This window comes from Pseudarthrobacter sp. 1G09 (genome assembly GCF_050038305.1).
GTDB classification, from domain to species: Bacteria; Actinomycetota; Actinomycetes; order Actinomycetales; family Micrococcaceae; genus Arthrobacter; species Arthrobacter equi.
In genome coordinates this window covers 221,802-238,219 of sequence record NZ_CP188306.1, presented here as the reverse complement: position 1 = coordinate 238,219, position 16,418 = coordinate 221,802, and the positions used below count along the sequence as shown (strand labels likewise).

Here is a 16,418-nt window from a genome sequence, read left to right as displayed (position 1 = left end):
TGAACGTGAACGAGTCATCGCGCGCACCGCTCCACCGGGAGGACAATGTCCCGGTGGACAATAAGCGTGTCCTGAGCGGCCGCTATGAGCTCGGCGGCCTCATTGGACGCGGTGGCATGGCGGACGTATACAGCGGCACGGACACCAGGCTCGGGCGGACGGTAGCCATCAAGATCCTGCGGCCTGATATGGCCCGGGATCCCCAGTTCCAGGCCCGATTCAAGCGTGAGGCGCAGTCCGTCGCCGCCCTGAACCATTCGTCCATCGTGGCCATATACGACACCGGTGAACAGCAGGTCCACGACGGTTCAGAGGAATCCGTCCGGCTGCCGTACATCGTGATGGAGTTCGTGGACGGCAAAACGCTCCGGGACCTGATCCGGGCCAAGGACGTCAGCATCGGCCAGGCAATCGACTACACGCTGGGTGTTCTCGGCGCCCTCGAATACAGCCACCGAGCCGGCATCGTTCACCGGGACATCAAGCCCGCCAACGTCATGTACTGCAAGGCAACCAATTCCATCAAGGTGATGGATTTCGGGATCGCCCGCGCCATGGCAGACTCCTCGGCCACCATGACCCAGACGCAGGCCGTGGTGGGCACAGCCCAGTACCTTTCGCCGGAACAGGCCCGGGGCGAAACTGTTGACGCCCGCAGCGACCTGTACTCGGCTGCCTGCCTGCTCTACGAAATGCTGACCTCGAGGCCGCCGTTCATTGGTGACAGCCCCGTTTCCGTGGCATACCAGCACGTCCGGGAAATTCCGGCGCCGCCCAGCAGCATTAACCCCGAGGTTTCAGCGGCGCTCGACACCGTCATGGCCAAGGCGCTGCAAAAGAACCGTGACGACCGGTTCCAGGATGCAGCAGCCTTCCAGCGCGCGCTCCGTGCAGCCCGGTCCGGCGTTGCCGTGCCCGCCGTACCGGCCTCCGAAGCCCCCACGGACCCCAACGACCATGTGCCGGCACCGGACAGCCCACCAACGGAGGCCTTCGCTGCCGCCGCGGGCGCCGGTTTCCTCGACGATGCCCCCACCGGCCGCCTCGCCGTCACGGGCGCGGACGACGCCGGCACCCGGGCACCGCTGAGCGTTGCGGACGAGCCCGCCGACGCTCCGCCCCTGCCGCTTGGCCTCTCCCCGGAACGCGAGCCTTCCCCGCGGCAGAAGTCCCGGCGTCGGGCGTGGATTGCAACCCTGGTGATTTTCACCGTGCTCATCCTTGCCGGCGGCGGCCTGTGGGTTTACAGCGTGGTGAACCGGCCTGCGCCGCCACCGCCGAAGGTGGACATCCCGGTGGTGGCCTCCATGACAGAGTCGGCAGCCCTGCAGGAGCTGTACAACGCCAACCTGAAGCCGAAGATTACGCGCTCACAGAGCGACGCCGTACCCAAGGGCATCGCGATCGGCACCGACCCGGTGTCCGGCCAGAAACTCGATCCCGGCGCAGAGGTGATCCTGAACATTTCCGAGGGTCCCAGCGCCGTGAAGATCCCGGAGACCATCCCGGGTTCCACGGAGGCCGCGGCACGAGACGTCCTGCGCCAGGTGGGGTTGGTGGGAGCGCCGTCAACCACCACGGCCAACAGTGCAACCGTGCCCGCCGGCATCGTCATCACCACCAGTCCCGCACCGGGGCAAAGCGTAGGGGTGGGTACCACCGTTGAACTGGTCGTTTCCACCGGCAAGGTGGCGGTTCCCGAGCTCCGCGGCCGCACCCGCGAGGAAGCGGAAGCAGCGCTCAAGGACCTGGGCCTGGTGCCGAACGTCGTCGAGGCGGAAAACGGCCAGGTTGAGGCGGGCCGGGTGACGGACCAGAGCGACGCCGTCAATGCCGCAGTGGAGCAGGGAAAAACCATCACCCTCGTGGTGGCCAAGGCACCGCCGCCGCCGTCGCCCACCGCCACTCCGACGCCCACCCCCACCTCAACCAAGGGCAGCAGGGACCGGGGCTAACCGGAAACCCGGCGGGATGATCCGGACCATCGGTTCATGCCGTGGATCGGGCGGCTCAGTGCTGGATCAGCGGGCTCAGCTTGGCTGCCCGCGCGGCCGCGCCGGCCATTCCCAGCGATTCGAGCCAGTTGCCCAGCATCTGGTAGCCGCCTTCGGTCAGGACCGATTCGGGGTGGAACTGCACACCGCACAGCGGGGCCGTGCGGTGCTGCAGCCCCATGACCACGCCGGACGCCGTCTGTGCGGTGACTTCCAGGACATCCGGGATGGACTCACGGACTGCAGCCAGGGAGTGGTAGCGCGTGGCGCTGATGGGGGAGGGGAGGCCGGCAAACACGCTGGTACCGATGTGTTCCACCTGCGAGGTCTTGCCGTGCATGAGCTCAGGAGCGTGCGTCACAGTCCCGCCGAAGGCCTCTGCCAATGCCTGGTGGCCCAGGCACACGCCGAACATGGGGACGCTGTTTTCACCGCACCACTTGATCAGTTCAATGCAGATGCCCGCCTCGGCAGGATTGCCGGGGCCCGGTGACACCAAAACGCCGTCTCGCGTGCCGGCAAGTTCGATTGCTTCGGCGAGGGTGACGTCGTCGTTGCGGACCACCGTGGTCTCGGCTCCGAGCTCCTGGAGGTAGCCCACCAGGGTGTAGACAAAGCTGTCGTAGTTATCCACCACGAGGATCTTGGTTGTAGTCATGGCTGGCTTGCTGCACCAATCGTTGAGTCAGTGAATTGGGTGTACTCGGACATCCAGGGAAACAGGAACTGGACCATCAATACCAGTGCGGCCGCCAACAGCACCACTGATGTCACAATCCGCAGCCAGAGCGGCCCCGGGAGGTGGCGGAATATCCAGCCGTACATACTCAGCCCTTCCCGATCGCTGCGGCCACCTGCGCGGCTATTTCGGCGGGCGGTCCGGCCGAGCCGGGGCGCCAACTGTCCATCAGGGCGTAGGCGATGATGCGTTCCTCCGCACCGAACCGCGGGTTGCAGCTGGTCATGGTGAGGAACCTTTCCGTGGGGGCCACGCCCTGGAGGGTGGGCACCGGGGCCAGGACGTCGGTGCGCGAGGGCATGACGATCTGGTTGTTCCGGAAAATGTAGGTGTAATAGCCGTCCTTGGTCTGGACGTAGATCTTGTCTCCCGGCACCAGCGTGTGGATGTTGTCCAGCACCGCCCCGTGGGTCTGCCGGTGGCCGGCAACGGCGAAGTTTCCTACGGCCCCTGGCATGGCAGTCGAGTCGTAGTGGCCCAGGCCAAGGGTGTCCAGGACATCCTGGCTGGTTCCCTGCACGATGGGCCGCGTGTAATTGGGGCCGAACCTCGGGATGTACATGATGCCGATGGTTCCGGCGTGTCCGGGGGCAGCACCCACCACGGGTTCACCGAAATCCTCGCCTTCAGCGGGCGGGCCTGTGGGGGCCGGAGCCGGCACAGCGCCGAGATCCTGGGCGAATTCCTTGATGACTTCGCTTTGCTTGGCATCGGATTCAACGTTGGTCCACCATAGCTGCCATGCCACGAACAGTAAGAGGATCACTCCGGCGGTGATGAGCAGCTCGCCGGCCACCTGTACAACACCGCGAAGGATAACGACGCCGGCAGTGGGCGGGGCGGCGGGCCTCGCCTTCTCCTGCAATACCACGCGCTCTCCTCGGGGCGGTTCCGCTGGGCACCGGCGGCCCCGGAACTCCGGCTAGAATTGGCTGCTAGTAAGAATTGACCAAGATCGAGCAGACCGCTGGCAATTTCCTTCTTGCAGGATATCAAGCCCGGGACGCCGCGCTTGACAGCCGCCAAGGAGAGCCAGTGCCCGAGTCAAAGCCCCGTAAGAAGACCGCCAGCACCGCCGAGAAGGCCGCGCCGGCCGCCTACAAGCCGAATCCGGTGTGGTTCAAGCCGGTCATGTTCGGGCTGATGATTATCGGCCTTTTCTGGATCATCACGTTCTACATCAGCGAGGGCCGCTTTCCAGTCCAGCCATGGGGCTCCTGGAACATCGTGGCCGGCTTCGGCATCGCGATCGTGGGCTTCATGATGACCACCCGCTGGCGCTCCTGAACCATGCCGGCCACGTACCGCCGCAATTGTTCCTGACAAGGGCCGGGCATGACGCCAGGTGCTGACCTGATAGTGGGCGACGACGGCCTCGCCCGTCCTGCGTGGGCCTCGACGGATCCGCTGATGCGGACGTACTACGACCAGGAATGGGGCCTGCCCGTCCGGGATGAGCACGGCCTGTACGAGCGGATCTGCCTGGAGGGCTTCCAGGCAGGCCTCTCCTGGGCCACGATCCTCCGGAAGCGGCCGGCGTTCCGCACCGCTTTCGCCGACTTCAACCCCGATGCAGTGGCGTTGTACACGGACGGCGACGTGGACCGCCTCCTGCAGGACACCGGCATTGTCCGGAACCGGCTGAAGATTGTTGCCACCATCAAGAATGCCCGCGCCACCATCGCGCTGCGGGAAGAGGGCGGCCTGGTGGATTTCGTCTGGGGGTTCCAGCCTCCCACCACCCCACAACCTTTGGTGCACACGGATATCCCCACACAGTCGGTGGAATCCGTGGCACTGTCCAAGGCCCTTCGCCGGAAGGGGTTCGCCTTCGTGGGCCCCACCACCATGTTCGCCCTCATGGAGGCCATCGGCATGGTAGACACACATCTTGTGGACAGCCACCGCCGGGGCTCTTCAGGCGTGTGGCCACACCCTTCCTGAATTTGATCCAAAACCCCCGTCGCCGGAGATCGGCAGCGGGGGTTTTGTTGCCTCCGGCGCTTTTGCCTGTGGGGAAAGTTATCCACAGTGTGGATAACCGTTGATCCACTCTTCCCCCTGCCCTCAACCCCCGCGGAGGCCGGGCTTTCACGGAAACCCGCGCCAAGGATGCAGTTATTAACACTGTGGAATACCCTGTGGATAAACCGCCCCCCCGGAGTTACCGGCCGGTACCCACAGGACCACCGGGCTCTATCCCCGGTGCCACGTACGGGAACCGGAGTCCTGCGACCGCTTTTGCGGGCGTGTAGCTGGACCGGCGGCTTTTCCACTTACCAACACTGCGATACCCACAACTTATCCACAGCTGTGGATTCCGCGCTTGTGGGAGCCCATGAATGACGCCGAACCGCGCCGTTTCGGGGGATCTTCTTTGCGGACTTACAAGTTTGTGACTTATTAACAGTGTGCAAAAGCTGTTGAAAGACGGCGTTCAGCCGGTCCCACATGGCCCGCTGGGACTCGTTTTGCCGGGGTTATCCACAGCGATGGCCTGCATCCGCGGTTTTTTCCACTTAAACACAACCGTATCCCCAGCAGTTATCCACAGATGTGGAGAAAATCCGACTCTGTACTGCCCCAGCCGTGTGAGCAGGCGGTTGCAGAGCTTCGCCAGACTGAACTACACGCTTGTAAGTTACTAACAATGTGGATAAGGGCTGTGGATAAAGAAAACCCCCAGTCTCCACACAGAGGCTGGGGGTTTCGGACGTCGGGCCCGTGCAGGCTGCATCAGATAGAGACGCGCACCCATACTGCTGCTGCGAGGAGGGCCAGGACCGCGAGCAGGCCTGCGGCTTGGAGGAGCCCCCGCCGTTGACCCCGGGGCGTGTACGCGATCACGGCGGCGCACAGGGCGCCTGTAACCAGCCCGCCGAGGTGGGCCTGCCAGGCGATCTGCGGGACCAGGAAGCCGATTGCGCCGTTGATGGCAATCAGGATCCACAGCTGCCGCGTATCCCCGCCGCGCTGGCGCTGCACCAGGAGCATGGCACCGAAGAGGCCAAAGATGGCACCGGAGGCGCCCACCACTCCGTACAAGGGCTGGCCGGGAACGTAGAGGGGAGTGAGGAGCAGATACCCCACTGAACCGCCCAGGGCGGACAGCAGGTACACCGCGAGGAAACGGATACGGCCCAGGAGGGGCTCCAGTGCCTGCCCGAAGATCCATAGCATGTACATGTTCAATGCAATGTGCAGGATGAATCCCTGGGAATGCAGGAATGCTGCCGTGAGCATCCGCCACGGCTCAAACTCGCCGTACCGCGGTTCGGCGTAGATGTTGGCAAAACCAAGGCTTTGGTAGACGGCGTCGTTGGGGATGATCCACTGCAGGACGTACAGCACTGCGCAGGCGGCGATGATCCCGAACGTCACCATGGGCTTGCCCGTGGCAACGGCGCCGCCGTAGACGGACCGGACTTCCGGCGTCATACGGCTTGTTTCGTTGACGCAGTCAACGCATTGGAATCCGACGGCGGCCGCCCGCTGGCAGTCGGGGCATGCGGGACGCCCGCACCGCTGGCAGCGCACGTAGGAGGGCCTGTCAGGGTGCCGGGGGCACACCGGGACCTGGGCGGACGGCTCGACCGACGGAATTCCGTAACTCATGGTGCGGGATTACAGCTGTTCGATATCGATGCTGTTGATGGTGACATCCTCCACCGGGCGGTCGCCCATGCCGGTGCGGACGCCCTCAATGGCGTCAACGACCTTCTTGGATTCGTCATCCGCCACTTCACCGAAGATGCTGTGCTTGCCCTGCAGCCAGTCGGTGGGGATGGTGGTGATGAAGAACTGGGAACCATTGGTGCCCTTGCCCATCTGGATGCCGGCGTTCGCCATGGCCAGCTTGTACGGTGCGTTGAAGCTCAGTTCGGGGTGGATTTCGTCATCAAAGCGGTAGCCGGGGCCACCGGTGCCGCGGCCCAGCGGGTCGCCGGCCTGGATCATGAAGTCCTTGATGATGCGGTGGAAGATGGTTCCGTTGTAGAGCGGGGTGCCGGTCTTGGCCTCGCCCGTTTCCGGGTGGGTCCAGTCCTGCTCGCCCGTGGCGAGTCCTACGAAGTTCTTGACGGTCTTGGGCGCGTGGTTGCCGAAGAGGTTTACCACGATGTCGCCGAGGCTGGTGTGGATGGTTGCTTTTGCGGTTGCGATGGCAGTCATAGGGCCCATTCTTCCATGGCGGACTATGACGTTGGCGGCCCCTGTACCAGTTCCGCGCTGGGTGAAATCGCCCTAAAATCCGCAGAGTGAATAGCCCGTGAAGTCTCAGGCACGTAGGCTAACCACAGAACCGTCACATTAATCGGGAGGTAGTTGTGAAGAAGTCTGATCGTATTGCCCGTGACCTTGAGCAGTCGGTCACCCATGCCGTGGAAAATGCCAAGGACTGGGCAACCCCCCGTGTGGAAGCCGCTGTTGACTGGGCGGTTCCCCGCCTGCAGCACGGCCTGGACACAGCGTCACCCAAAATCCAGGAGGGGCTGAAGTCCGCCGCCCATAACCTTGCCGACGGCGTGGCTACCGTGACCCCTCGCCTCCAGGACGGCCTGGCGCAGCTGGCGCCCAGGATCAATGACGTGGTCGAGAACGCATCACCCAAGCTCCACGAGGCACTGGACAAGGCCACCCCCGTGGTCCTCAACGCGCGCGACCGCGTCGTCGTTGAATACCTGCCCAGGCTCTCGGACCAACTCGGCGTCGCATCGGAGGCCGTGCACCGCACGCTCGAAGGAGCTCCGGCCCGCGTTGACGCCGTAGCCCAGCGGCTGGGTGACGCCGGAATCGTTCACTCCATCCAGGAGCAGGCGCAGGCCACCGGCAGCCAGCTGAAGGCAGCTGCTGCCGAGGCCGGGCGCAGCGTTGGCATCCAGCTGGCCCAGCCGGAGCCCAAGAAGAAGCGGGGCTGGCTGGTGTTCGGCGTTATCGCCGCCGCAGTCGCTGCCGGAGTTGCTGCCTGGAAGGCCTCAAAGCCCGTCGAGGATCCGTGGAAGACGCCCTCTCCCGTGACCCCCACGCCCGCCCCGGTTCCGGCCACCACGGTCAACGAGGTAAAGGAGACCACCGCCGACGCCGCCGAAAAGGCATCGGATGCAGCAGGCTCCTTCGCTGCCGCCGGCGCCAACAAGGTATCCGAATCCGCTGATGCGGCCAAGGAAAAGGCAGAGGACGCAGCAGACAAGGCCAAGCACGTTGCCGAAGATGCATCCGACGCCGCTCCCAAGGTGGCCACCGATGCAAAGACGGCCACCCGCAACATCGCCAACAGCATCCACAACGGGGATAAGGGCGCCACACAGGCCTGATCCCGGTCCAGCAGGTCCACGGCAGGGGTCCCGTTCTTCGGAATGGGGCCCCTGCCGTTGTTTCCGGAAGCCGCGACGCTGTTTGGGGGTGCCTGCGTGCTCCCGGACAGGGAGGGCAGCAATGCTAGATTTGGATTGATGTCAGCCGATCAATCCTCTGGGGATCCCTTGAACGACGCAGCCGAGTTGCCCCGCGTGTCCGTTGTGATCCCGGCCTACAACGAGGAGAGCGTCATCCGGCAGTGCCTCATCGCTGCCATCTACCAGTCCGTGCCCGCGCACGAGATCATCGTGGTGGACAACCTCTCCACCGACCGGACCGCTGCCATTGTCCGGCAGATGCAGCTGGAGTATCCGGAAAGTCCCATCCTGCTGCTGACGCAGGACAGGGAGCAGGGACTCATCCCCACCCGGAACTTTGGCCTTGACCATGCCACCGGGGACGTCCTGGGCCGGATCGACGCGGACTCGGTGGTGGAGCCGGATTGGGTGGAGCAGGTCCAGAGGGCATTCCAGGACCACTCGGTGCAGGCGGCCACCGGTCCGGTGGTGTACTACGACATGCCCATGCGGCGCTTCGGGCTGAAGGCCGACGACAAGATGCGCCAGCTCATGCTGAAACTGGCGAAGCACCAGTACCACTTCCTGTTCGGCTCCAACATGGCGCTGCGGTCCACCGCGTGGAACACCATCCGTGCCGAAACGTGTCGGGATGAGAAAGACGAGATGCATGAGGACATCGATTTGTCCCTGCATCTGGCCGAACACGACCTGAAGGTCCAGTACTGCCCGCAGATGGTGTCCGGGATGTCCGCGCGCCGCCTTGAGGACTCCCCGCGGGACTACCGCTACTACGTCACCCGGTTCGACCGCACGTACAAGGCGCACAACGTCAAGAAGATGGCGCTGAAGGCACCCATGGTGGTGTTCTTTTCGGTCTACTTTCCCGCCAAGCTGTTGCGGGCCATCCACACGGTTAACACGGCCCAACCGGTCCGGCGCGGCGGCCAGTAGCTCCTGCCCTGGCAGGTCCCTAGTCCGTACCGAGCTCCGCGATCCGGTCCGACGGCGGTTCGGAGCCGGGTGGCTTGCCGCGGAGCCGTGCCCTTCCGGACCTTTGCCCAGCCACCACAACGGCGAGCCCCACCATGATCAGGCCCAGCCCGGCGTAGGTACCCGCCGGCAGGGTCTCACCAAGGAACACGGACGCCAGGAGGGCCGCGCCGGGAATCTCCAGGAGGATGATCATCGAGACCAGCAGGGGGCTCATGGTCGCCAGGAGGTGGTTGAAGGCGGTATGCCCCACCAGTTGGGCGCACACGGTGATGGCGAGGATCCCCAGCCAGCCTCCGGCGTCGAACCCGGAGAGCGGCTGCCCGGTGGCCAAAGCGAGCACCGCCACCAGGGCGGCACACATGCCGTAGCAGAGCGCTGTGTAGGTGCCGGTGGTCATGCTCTGCCGGGCTTTGCCACCCGCCAGCGTGTACAGGCCGGCCAATGCTCCGCCGGCCAGGGCCAGCATGTCACCCAGCAGAGCTTCAGGCGAGGACCCCATGTCGAATCCAGTGATGGCAACGACCCCGCCGAACGCAATCCCCAGCCCTGCCAGCACCTGCCAGCGGTGCCTAGTGCCGCGCAGCAGCTGGAAGATGGCGATCCAGGCCGACTGCAGGCAGACGAGGGCCGTAGCGGCGGCCACGGACGTGAGCTGGAGGGAGGTGATGAAGCAGGCGAAGTGCAGTGCGAGGGCGACGGCGGCAAGCAGGGACCAGCGGAACTCCCGTCCGGTGATTCTGCCGAACCTGCGCGGCTCGCGGACCAGGGTGGGACCGGCCATCACTACCGCTGCGATGGCGTTGCGCCAGAAGGCGATGGCCAAGGCACTGACGCTGGTAGCTCCGAGGGTGGCTGCGATCAGCGGCCCGGACGATGCAACTCCCAGGACACCCATGGCTGCAATGAACAGGGTCACCGCACTACCCCCTCACGCTATGGCCACCAACAGGGACAAGGCTGACAAAGCAAAAGTCCCGGTCCGCGTTTCCGCGGACCGGGACTTTCTTATGGTGGAGGCACGGGGACTCGAACCCCGAACCCCCTGCTTGCAAAGCAGGTGCGCTACCAATTGCGCCATGCCCCCATAAGAAGCAACCCGTCAATCATACCCTAGAACCCGGGAGCCCTTGACCAGCTCCCAGACCGGGCGTCCGGCCTAGTTCACCGTGTCGGTGGACTTGCTCCAGACATCTTTCCGGGCTTCGGATTCCTGTGCTTTCCGGTAGAGCAGAACGCCTGCGATCGCCGCTGCCAGTACAAGCAACTTCTTCACATGCTCCCCGTTCCGGCCTGCTGCAGTGTTTCGCAGACAAACCTCAACTTGAACCTGCACAGGTTCCGTGGGCGTACCAGGACTTGAACCTGGGACCTCTTCGTTATCAGCGAAGCGCTCTAACCGCCTGAGCTATACGCCCCGATGCCTCATCGGGCCGAGACATGACTTTACAGCACATCCCGGCCCGATCTCAAATCGGGCGCTTCCACCGGCTCCGGGGCCGGTGGAAGCGGTGTCTTAATCGTCGGTGAGGGTCACGCCGATGCCGCCCACCAGGGTGGCAGAGATGTTGTAGAGGACAGCCGAGAGCATGGACAGCGCGGTCAGCAGGACCACGTTCACCACGGCGATGATCGTGGCGAAGGAGGCCACCTGGCCCAGCGATGCGACCTTCTTCAGTTCGAAGCCGCCGCCCTCCGAACCGGCCAGCGTGCCCAGCAGGCTGTCCACCTGGTCGAAGATCCCCGTGAGGTCCAGGACGGTCCACAGGACGATGGCAGCCACGACGGTGACAATGCCCAGGGCCACAGAAAGCAGGAACGCCATCTTCAGGACGGACCAAGGGTCCACCTTGCTGATCAGCAGGCGGGCACGGCGTGCCTTGGCCTTCGGCGCCGGCTTCACGAGGCCCGGCCCTCCCTGGCCAGTGGCACCCTGCGGGCGCGGTCCGGCGGAGGCCGGGCGTTGTCCCTGGGCCGGACGCTGGCCGGGCTGGCCCTGCTGGCTTCCCTGGCCGGGCTGGGACGGACGCTGTCCGGGAACCGAAGGACGCTGGCCGGGGGCACCGGCGGGCGCGGAAGGCCGCTGCTGCGGACGGACAGGGGCGTTCACCCGGGGTGCCGCCGAGGGCCGGTTACCATCGGGAACGGTGCTGTTCGGCTTGGGAAATGAGTCGGAATTACTCACTCGGTTACCTCCGTGTTGTCGTCGTTCGGCTCAGCGTCGCCCGAGGCGTCCTCTGACTCAAAGGCCGGTGATTCTTCAGCCAACGTTACGTCATCCTCCACTGATTCTTCGTCCTCGAGACCGCGTTCGCTGTTGCGGGCAACCTCAATGATGCGGTCGTTCTTGTCCGGCTTGGCAAAGATGACACCCATGGTGTCGCGGCCCTTCGCAGGGACACCGGCTACGGAGGAACGGACAACCTTGCCGCCCTCCATGACCACCAGGACTTCATCCTCTTCCTGGACAATCAGGGCGCCCACGAGGTGCCCGCGTTCTTCCTGGTACTTGCCTACCTTGATGCCCAGGCCACCGCGGCCCTGCAGGCGGTATTCCTCCACGGCGGTGCGCTTGGCGTAGCCGCCTTCGGTCACTATGAACACGAAGGACCCGTCGGTGACCACATCGGCGGCCAGCAGTTCATCATCCTCACGGAACTTCATGCCGGTCACGCCGGACGTGGCACGTCCCATGGGGCGCAGCGCATCGTCGGTGGCGGTGAAGCGGATCGACTGGCCCATGCGGGATACCAGGAACAGGTCGTCGGTTTCGGAGACCAGCTGGGCGGAGACCAGTTCGTCGCCGTCACGCAGGTTGATGGCGATGACGCCGGCGGAGCGGTTGGTGTCGTAGTCCTCCAGCCGGGTCTTCTTCACCAGCCCCCGTTTGGTGGCCAGCACCAGGTACGGCGACTGCTGGTAGTCCTTCAGGTCCAGCACCTGGGCAATGTGCTCATCGGGTTGGAAAGCCAGCAGGTTGGCCACGTGCTGGCCCTTGGCATCGCGTCCGGCTTCCATCAGCTCATAGGCCTTGGCGCGGTAGACGCGGCCCAGGTTGGTGAAGAACAGAAGCCAGTGGTGGGTAGTGGTGACGAAGAAGTGCTCCACTACGTCGTCACCCCGCAGCTGGGCGCCCTTGATGCCCTTGCCACCACGCTGCTGGGAACGGTAGTTGTCGCTTCGCGTCCGCTTGACGTAGCCGCCGCGGGTAATGGTGACCACCATCTCCTCTTCGGGGATGAGGTCCTCCATGGACATGTCACCGTCAAAACCCATGAGGATCTTGGTGCGGCGGTCATCGCCGTGCTTGTCCACGATTTCGCCCAGCTCGGTGCTGATGATCTCGCGCTGGCGCTCTTCGGAAGCGAGGATCGCGTTGTATTCGGCAATCAGGGCTTCGAGTTCGGAGTGCCTGTCCTGGATCTTCTGGCGTTCCAGGGCTGCGAGGCGGCGCAGCTGCATGTCCAGGATGGCCCGGGCCTGCAGTTCGTCGATGTCCAGCAGTTCCATCAGGCCGTCGCGGGCTGCTTCGGTGGTGTTGGATGCGCGGATCAGGGCGATGACCTCATCCAGCATGTCCAATGCCTTCAGCAGCGCACGCAGGATGTGCGCTTCTTCTTCCGCCTTGCGCAGGCGGTAGCGGGTCCGGCGTGCAATGACGTCCATCTGGTGGGTGACCCAGTGCCGGATGAAAGCGTCCAGGCTCAGGGTACGCGGAACGCCGTCCACGATGGCCAGCATGTTGGCCGAGAAATTGCTCTGCAGTTCCGTGTGCTTGTAGAGGTTGTTCAGCACAACCTTCGCCACGGCATCGCGCTTGAGGACAATGACCAGGCGCTGGCCGGTACGGCCCGACGTCTCATCACGGAGGTCGGCAATGCCCTGGATCTTGCCGTCCTTGACCAGTTCGGCGATCTTGATGGCCAGGTTGTCCGGGTTGGCCTGGTACGGCAGTTCGGTGACCACCAGGCAGGTGCGGTTCTGCAGCTCCTCGACATTGACCACGGCACGCATGGTGACCGAGCCGCGGCCGGTGCGGTACGCGTCCTCGATGCCCTTGTGGCCGAGGATGGTGGCGCCGGTGGGGAAATCCGGTCCCTTCACACGGCGCAGGAGTTCTTCCAGTAGTTCCTCGCGGGTGGCAGCCGGGTTGGCCAGGTACCACTGCACGCCGTCCGCAACTTCGCGGAGGTTGTGCGGCGGAATGTTGGTGGCCATGCCGACGGCGATGCCCGAGGATCCGTTCACCAGCAGGTTGGGGAAACGGGCCGGCAGGATGGTGGGTTCCTGGTTCTTGCCGTCGTAGTTGTCCTGGAAATCGACGGTTTCCTCGTCGATGTCCCGCACCATCTCCATGGCCAGTGGGGCCATCTTGGTCTCGGTGTAACGGGGTGCAGCCGCGCCGTCGTTGCCCGGCGAGCCGAAGTTGCCCTGGCCGAGGGCCAGCGGGTATCGCATGGTCCAGTCCTGGATGAGGCGGACCAGGGCGTCGTAAATCGCAGTGTCACCGTGCGGGTGGTACTGGCCCATGACCTCGCCCACCACGCGGGCACACTTGTTGAAGGAACGGTCAGGCCGGTAGCCGCCGTCGAACATCGCGTAGAGCACGCGGCGGTGCACCGGCTTGAGCCCGTCGCGGACGTCCGGGAGGGCCCGTCCCACAATGACGGCCATGGCATAGTCCAGGTAGGAACGCTGCATCTCCGTCTGCAGGTCCACCTGCTCCACGCGGTCGATCAGCACATCGCCTTCAAGAACGGTTTCCGGATTCCCGGCGTCGGGGGCCGGGTTCTCGGGTGTTTCGTCGCTCATTTTGTATTTTCCGTTTCAGGTATATGTCGGTTATCGAATGTAGGAGCGATGTCCTAGATATCGAGGAACCTGACGTCCTTGGCGTTCTGCTGAATGAAGTTGCGCCGCGATTCCACGTCTTCGCCCATCAGGACCGAGAAGATCTGGTCGGCTGCGAGGGCGTCGTCCATGGTGACCTGGAGCAGGGTGCGGTTGTCCGGGTCCATGGTGGTGTCCCACAGCTCCGTGTAGTCCATTTCACCGAGGCCCTTGTAGCGCTGGATGCCGTTGTCCTTGGGAATGCGGCGGCCTGCTGCCTGGCCGGACACCAGTTTGGCGTCGCGTTCGCGGTCACTGTAGACGTAGTCGTGCGGAGCGTTGGACCACTTGATGCGGTACAGCGGAGGCTGCGCGAGGTAGACGTAGCCGTTCTCGATCAGGGGCCGCATATAGCGGAACAGCAGCGTCATTAGCAGCGTGGTGATGTGCTGGCCGTCAACATCGGCATCGGCCATCAGCACGATCTTGTGGTACCGCAGCTTGGCGAGGTCGAAGTCTTCGCCGATGCCCGTGCCGAAGGCGGTGATCATGGACTGCACTTCGGCGTTGCCAAGGGCCTTGTCCAGGCGCGCGCGTTCAACGTTGAGGATCTTTCCGCGCAACGGAAGGATGGCCTGGGTTTCGGGGTTGCGGCCGCGCTTGGCGGAACCCCCTGCGGAGTCACCCTCCACGATGTAGACCTCGCACTTTGCCGGGTCCTTGGACGAGCAGTCGGAGAGCTTTCCGGGCATGCCGAAGGATTCCAGCGGGCTCTTCCGGCGGGCGTTGTCGCGGGCCTTCCGTGCTGCCATGCGTGCCTGGGCGGCCGAAATAGCTTTCCGGATGACATCGCGGGCCGGGCCTGGGTTGCGTTCCAGCCAGTCACCCAGGCCGTCCGTGACAACCCGCTGGACGAAACCCTTGACCTCGGAGTTGCCGAGCTTCGTCTTGGTCTGGCCTTCGAACTGGGGCTCGGAGAGCTTCACGGAAATGACGGCGGTAAGTCCCTCCCGGATGTCGTCTCCGGTGAGGTTGTCGTCCTTTTCCTTGATGATGCCCTTTTCCCGGGCGTAACGGTTGACCAGGGACGTCATGGCCGCGCGGAAACCCTCTTCGTGGGTGCCGCCTTCGTGGGTGTTGATGGTATTCGCGTAGGTGTGGACACTCTCGGAGTAGGCATTCGTCCACTGCATCGCCATTTCCAGCGCGATTTTGCGGTCTTTGTCCTCGGTTTCGAAGGCGATGACGTCCTCGTGGACCACATCAACCTTCTTGCCCGAGTTCAGGTGCTTGACGTAATCCAGCAGGCCTTCGTCGTACTGGTACACCACGGTCCGGTGCTCGGCGCTGATCTCGCCTTCGGTGACCATGCCGTCCAAGTCCGGATCGGCGTCGGCCTCGTCTTCGGTGGCCGCGCGCTCATCGGTAAGGGTGATGCGCAGGCCCTTGTTGAGGAAGGCCATCTGCTGGAAGCGTGCGCGCAGCGTTTCGAAATCGAACTCGGTGGTTTCGAAGATCTCCGCGTCGGGGTAGAAGGTCTGCGTGGTGCCGGTCTGGTCCGTTTCCTCGCCCTGGACCAGGCTGCCCTGCGGCTTGCCGCCGTTGGCAAAGGACATCCGCCAAACATGCCCTTGGCGGCGGACTTCCGTGTTCACCCGGCTGGACAGGGCGTTCACCACGGAGATGCCAACGCCGTGGAGTCCACCGGACACTGCATAACCGCCGCCGCCGAACTTGCCGCCGGCGTGCAGGATGGTCATGACCACTTCAACAGTGGGCTTGTGCTCGGTGGGGTGCATGTCCACGGGAATGCCGCGGCCGTCATCCACTACCTTGACGCCGCCGTCGGCCTGCAGGACTATCTCGATGTGGGTGCAGTAGCCGGCCAGTGCTTCATCGACCGAGTTGTCCACCACTTCGTATACCAGGTGGTGGAGGCCGCGCGGACCGGTGGAACCGATATACATGCCGGGGCGTTTGCGCACCGCTTCGAGGCCTTCGAGGACAGTGATGTCACTGGCGCCATACTCCCGTGGGGTGGCCGCTTCCGCCGTTGCGTCAGGACCGCCGGCGTCACCGGCCGCGGGGTCAACTGCCAGAATATCTGTATTGTCGTTAGCCACAGGCGCTGTCGACTCCTCGTTCTCGATGATGGCCGGCCGGTTTCTTCCCGGGTAAATACAGGAAGTCACCTGCCAACAGGCACAAACTTATGGCGCAGGTGACTTGTTGACGTTGTGGGGAGCCGCAGACCGCGGACCGGAGTGCGCGGAAAACGGACTCAGTCAACGTCTCACCCGCGCCCAGTTATCTGCAACAATTCTACCGCGAAACGCCCCATATCCCCGCATTCCAGGGGCGTGGACGCGGTACCGTGTGCCCATGGCAGGCCACTGGCCCCGCCTAGGGCGCCCTAACGGAACCGCCTCTTGGTGCCTATACAGGCCGCAGCCCTTGCAGGCGCCTACACGGCCGCAGGCCGATTATCAA

14 protein-coding genes and 2 tRNA genes are annotated in these 16,418 nt (G+C 64.2%); 5 read left to right on the top strand and 11 right to left on the bottom strand.

The annotated features are described in order from the left end of the window. The first annotated feature begins 5 nt into the window (after positions 1–5). Positions 6–1,955 (top strand): Stk1 family PASTA domain-containing Ser/Thr kinase, encoded by a 1,950-nt coding sequence (gene pknB / locus ACP3TD_RS01105; RefSeq protein WP_426764936.1) that lies wholly within the window; start codon positions 6–8, stop codon positions 1,953–1,955. A 55-nt stretch (positions 1,956–2,010) separates the two neighbouring features. Here pknB and ACP3TD_RS01100 read toward each other — a convergent pair whose 3' ends face one another. Continuing rightward, positions 2,011–2,652, bottom strand: coding sequence for an aminodeoxychorismate/anthranilate synthase component II (locus ACP3TD_RS01100; protein WP_426764935.1), 642 nt, complete (start codon positions 2,650–2,652; stop codon positions 2,011–2,013). Between the two features lie 169 nt (positions 2,653–2,821). Continuing rightward, the gene (locus ACP3TD_RS01095; protein WP_426764934.1) at positions 2,822–3,604 is read right to left on the bottom strand and encodes a class E sortase; all 783 of its coding nucleotides are present in this window, start codon (positions 3,602–3,604) and stop codon (positions 2,822–2,824) included. A gap of 164 nt (positions 3,605–3,768) precedes the next feature. Between ACP3TD_RS01095 and ACP3TD_RS01090 the strand changes: the two genes are divergently transcribed. Both ACP3TD_RS01090 and ACP3TD_RS01085 read left to right on the top strand, forming a co-directional pair. Beyond that, complete coding sequence (locus ACP3TD_RS01090; protein WP_091716962.1) at positions 3,769–4,020, top strand: cell division protein CrgA; 252 nt, start codon at positions 3,769–3,771, stop codon at positions 4,018–4,020. 48 nt (positions 4,021–4,068) lie between these two features. Continuing rightward, a complete protein-coding gene (locus ACP3TD_RS01085) occupies positions 4,069–4,677 on the top strand; it encodes a DNA-3-methyladenine glycosylase I (RefSeq protein WP_426764932.1) in 609 nt (202 codons plus the stop codon). A 792-nt stretch (positions 4,678–5,469) separates the two neighbouring features. Here ACP3TD_RS01085 and ACP3TD_RS01080 read toward each other — a convergent pair. Further along, positions 5,470–6,348, bottom strand: coding sequence for a rhomboid family intramembrane serine protease (locus ACP3TD_RS01080; RefSeq protein WP_426764930.1), 879 nt, complete (start codon positions 6,346–6,348; stop codon positions 5,470–5,472). 9 nt (positions 6,349–6,357) lie between these two features. After that, positions 6,358–6,903 (bottom strand): peptidylprolyl isomerase, encoded by a 546-nt coding sequence (locus ACP3TD_RS01075; protein ID WP_091716956.1) that lies wholly within the window; start codon positions 6,901–6,903, stop codon positions 6,358–6,360. 155 nt (positions 6,904–7,058) lie between these two features. On the opposite strand from ACP3TD_RS01075, the gene ACP3TD_RS01070 reads away from it, so the two are divergent. Together ACP3TD_RS01070 and ACP3TD_RS01065 are read left to right on the top strand one after the other, a co-directional pair. After that, positions 7,059–8,045, top strand: coding sequence for a hypothetical protein (locus ACP3TD_RS01070; RefSeq protein ID WP_426764928.1), 987 nt, complete (start codon positions 7,059–7,061; stop codon positions 8,043–8,045). A gap of 138 nt (positions 8,046–8,183) precedes the next feature. Continuing rightward, entirely contained in the window at positions 8,184–9,059 is an 876-nt protein-coding gene (locus ACP3TD_RS01065) for a glycosyltransferase (protein ID WP_056080232.1), read from the top strand. Positions 9,060–9,078: 19 nt separating this feature from the next. Here ACP3TD_RS01065 and ACP3TD_RS01060 read toward each other — a convergent pair whose 3' ends face one another. The 7 genes from ACP3TD_RS01060 to gyrB form a co-directional block, all read right to left on the bottom strand. Then, entirely contained in the window at positions 9,079–10,017 is a 939-nt protein-coding gene (locus ACP3TD_RS01060; RefSeq protein WP_426764927.1) for a DMT family transporter, read from the bottom strand. 92 nt (positions 10,018–10,109) lie between these two features. Continuing rightward, a tRNA-Ala gene (locus ACP3TD_RS01055) sits at positions 10,110–10,185 on the bottom strand. Positions 10,186–10,257: 72 nt separating this feature from the next. Further along, positions 10,258–10,374, bottom strand: a complete 117-nt coding sequence (locus ACP3TD_RS01050; protein ID WP_208858419.1) for a DLW-39 family protein — start codon at positions 10,372–10,374, stop codon at positions 10,258–10,260. Positions 10,375–10,442: 68 nt separating this feature from the next. Further along, a tRNA-Ile gene (locus ACP3TD_RS01045) sits at positions 10,443–10,516 on the bottom strand. 98 nt (positions 10,517–10,614) lie between these two features. Beyond that, positions 10,615–11,283, bottom strand: a complete 669-nt coding sequence (locus ACP3TD_RS01040) for a DUF3566 domain-containing protein (RefSeq protein ID WP_426764925.1) — start codon at positions 11,281–11,283, stop codon at positions 10,615–10,617. Then, positions 11,280–13,910 carry a DNA gyrase subunit A gene (gene gyrA / locus ACP3TD_RS01035; RefSeq protein WP_426764923.1) on the bottom strand — a complete coding sequence of 877 codons (2,631 nt, stop codon included), beginning with the start codon at positions 13,908–13,910 and terminating at the stop codon, positions 11,280–11,282. The genes ACP3TD_RS01040 and gyrA overlap by 4 nt, the downstream gene beginning before the upstream one ends. A gap of 53 nt (positions 13,911–13,963) precedes the next feature. Beyond that, positions 13,964–16,051, bottom strand: coding sequence for a DNA topoisomerase (ATP-hydrolyzing) subunit B (gene gyrB / locus ACP3TD_RS01030; RefSeq protein WP_426764922.1), 2,088 nt, complete (start codon positions 16,049–16,051; stop codon positions 13,964–13,966). Positions 16,052–16,418: the final 367 nt, after the last annotated feature.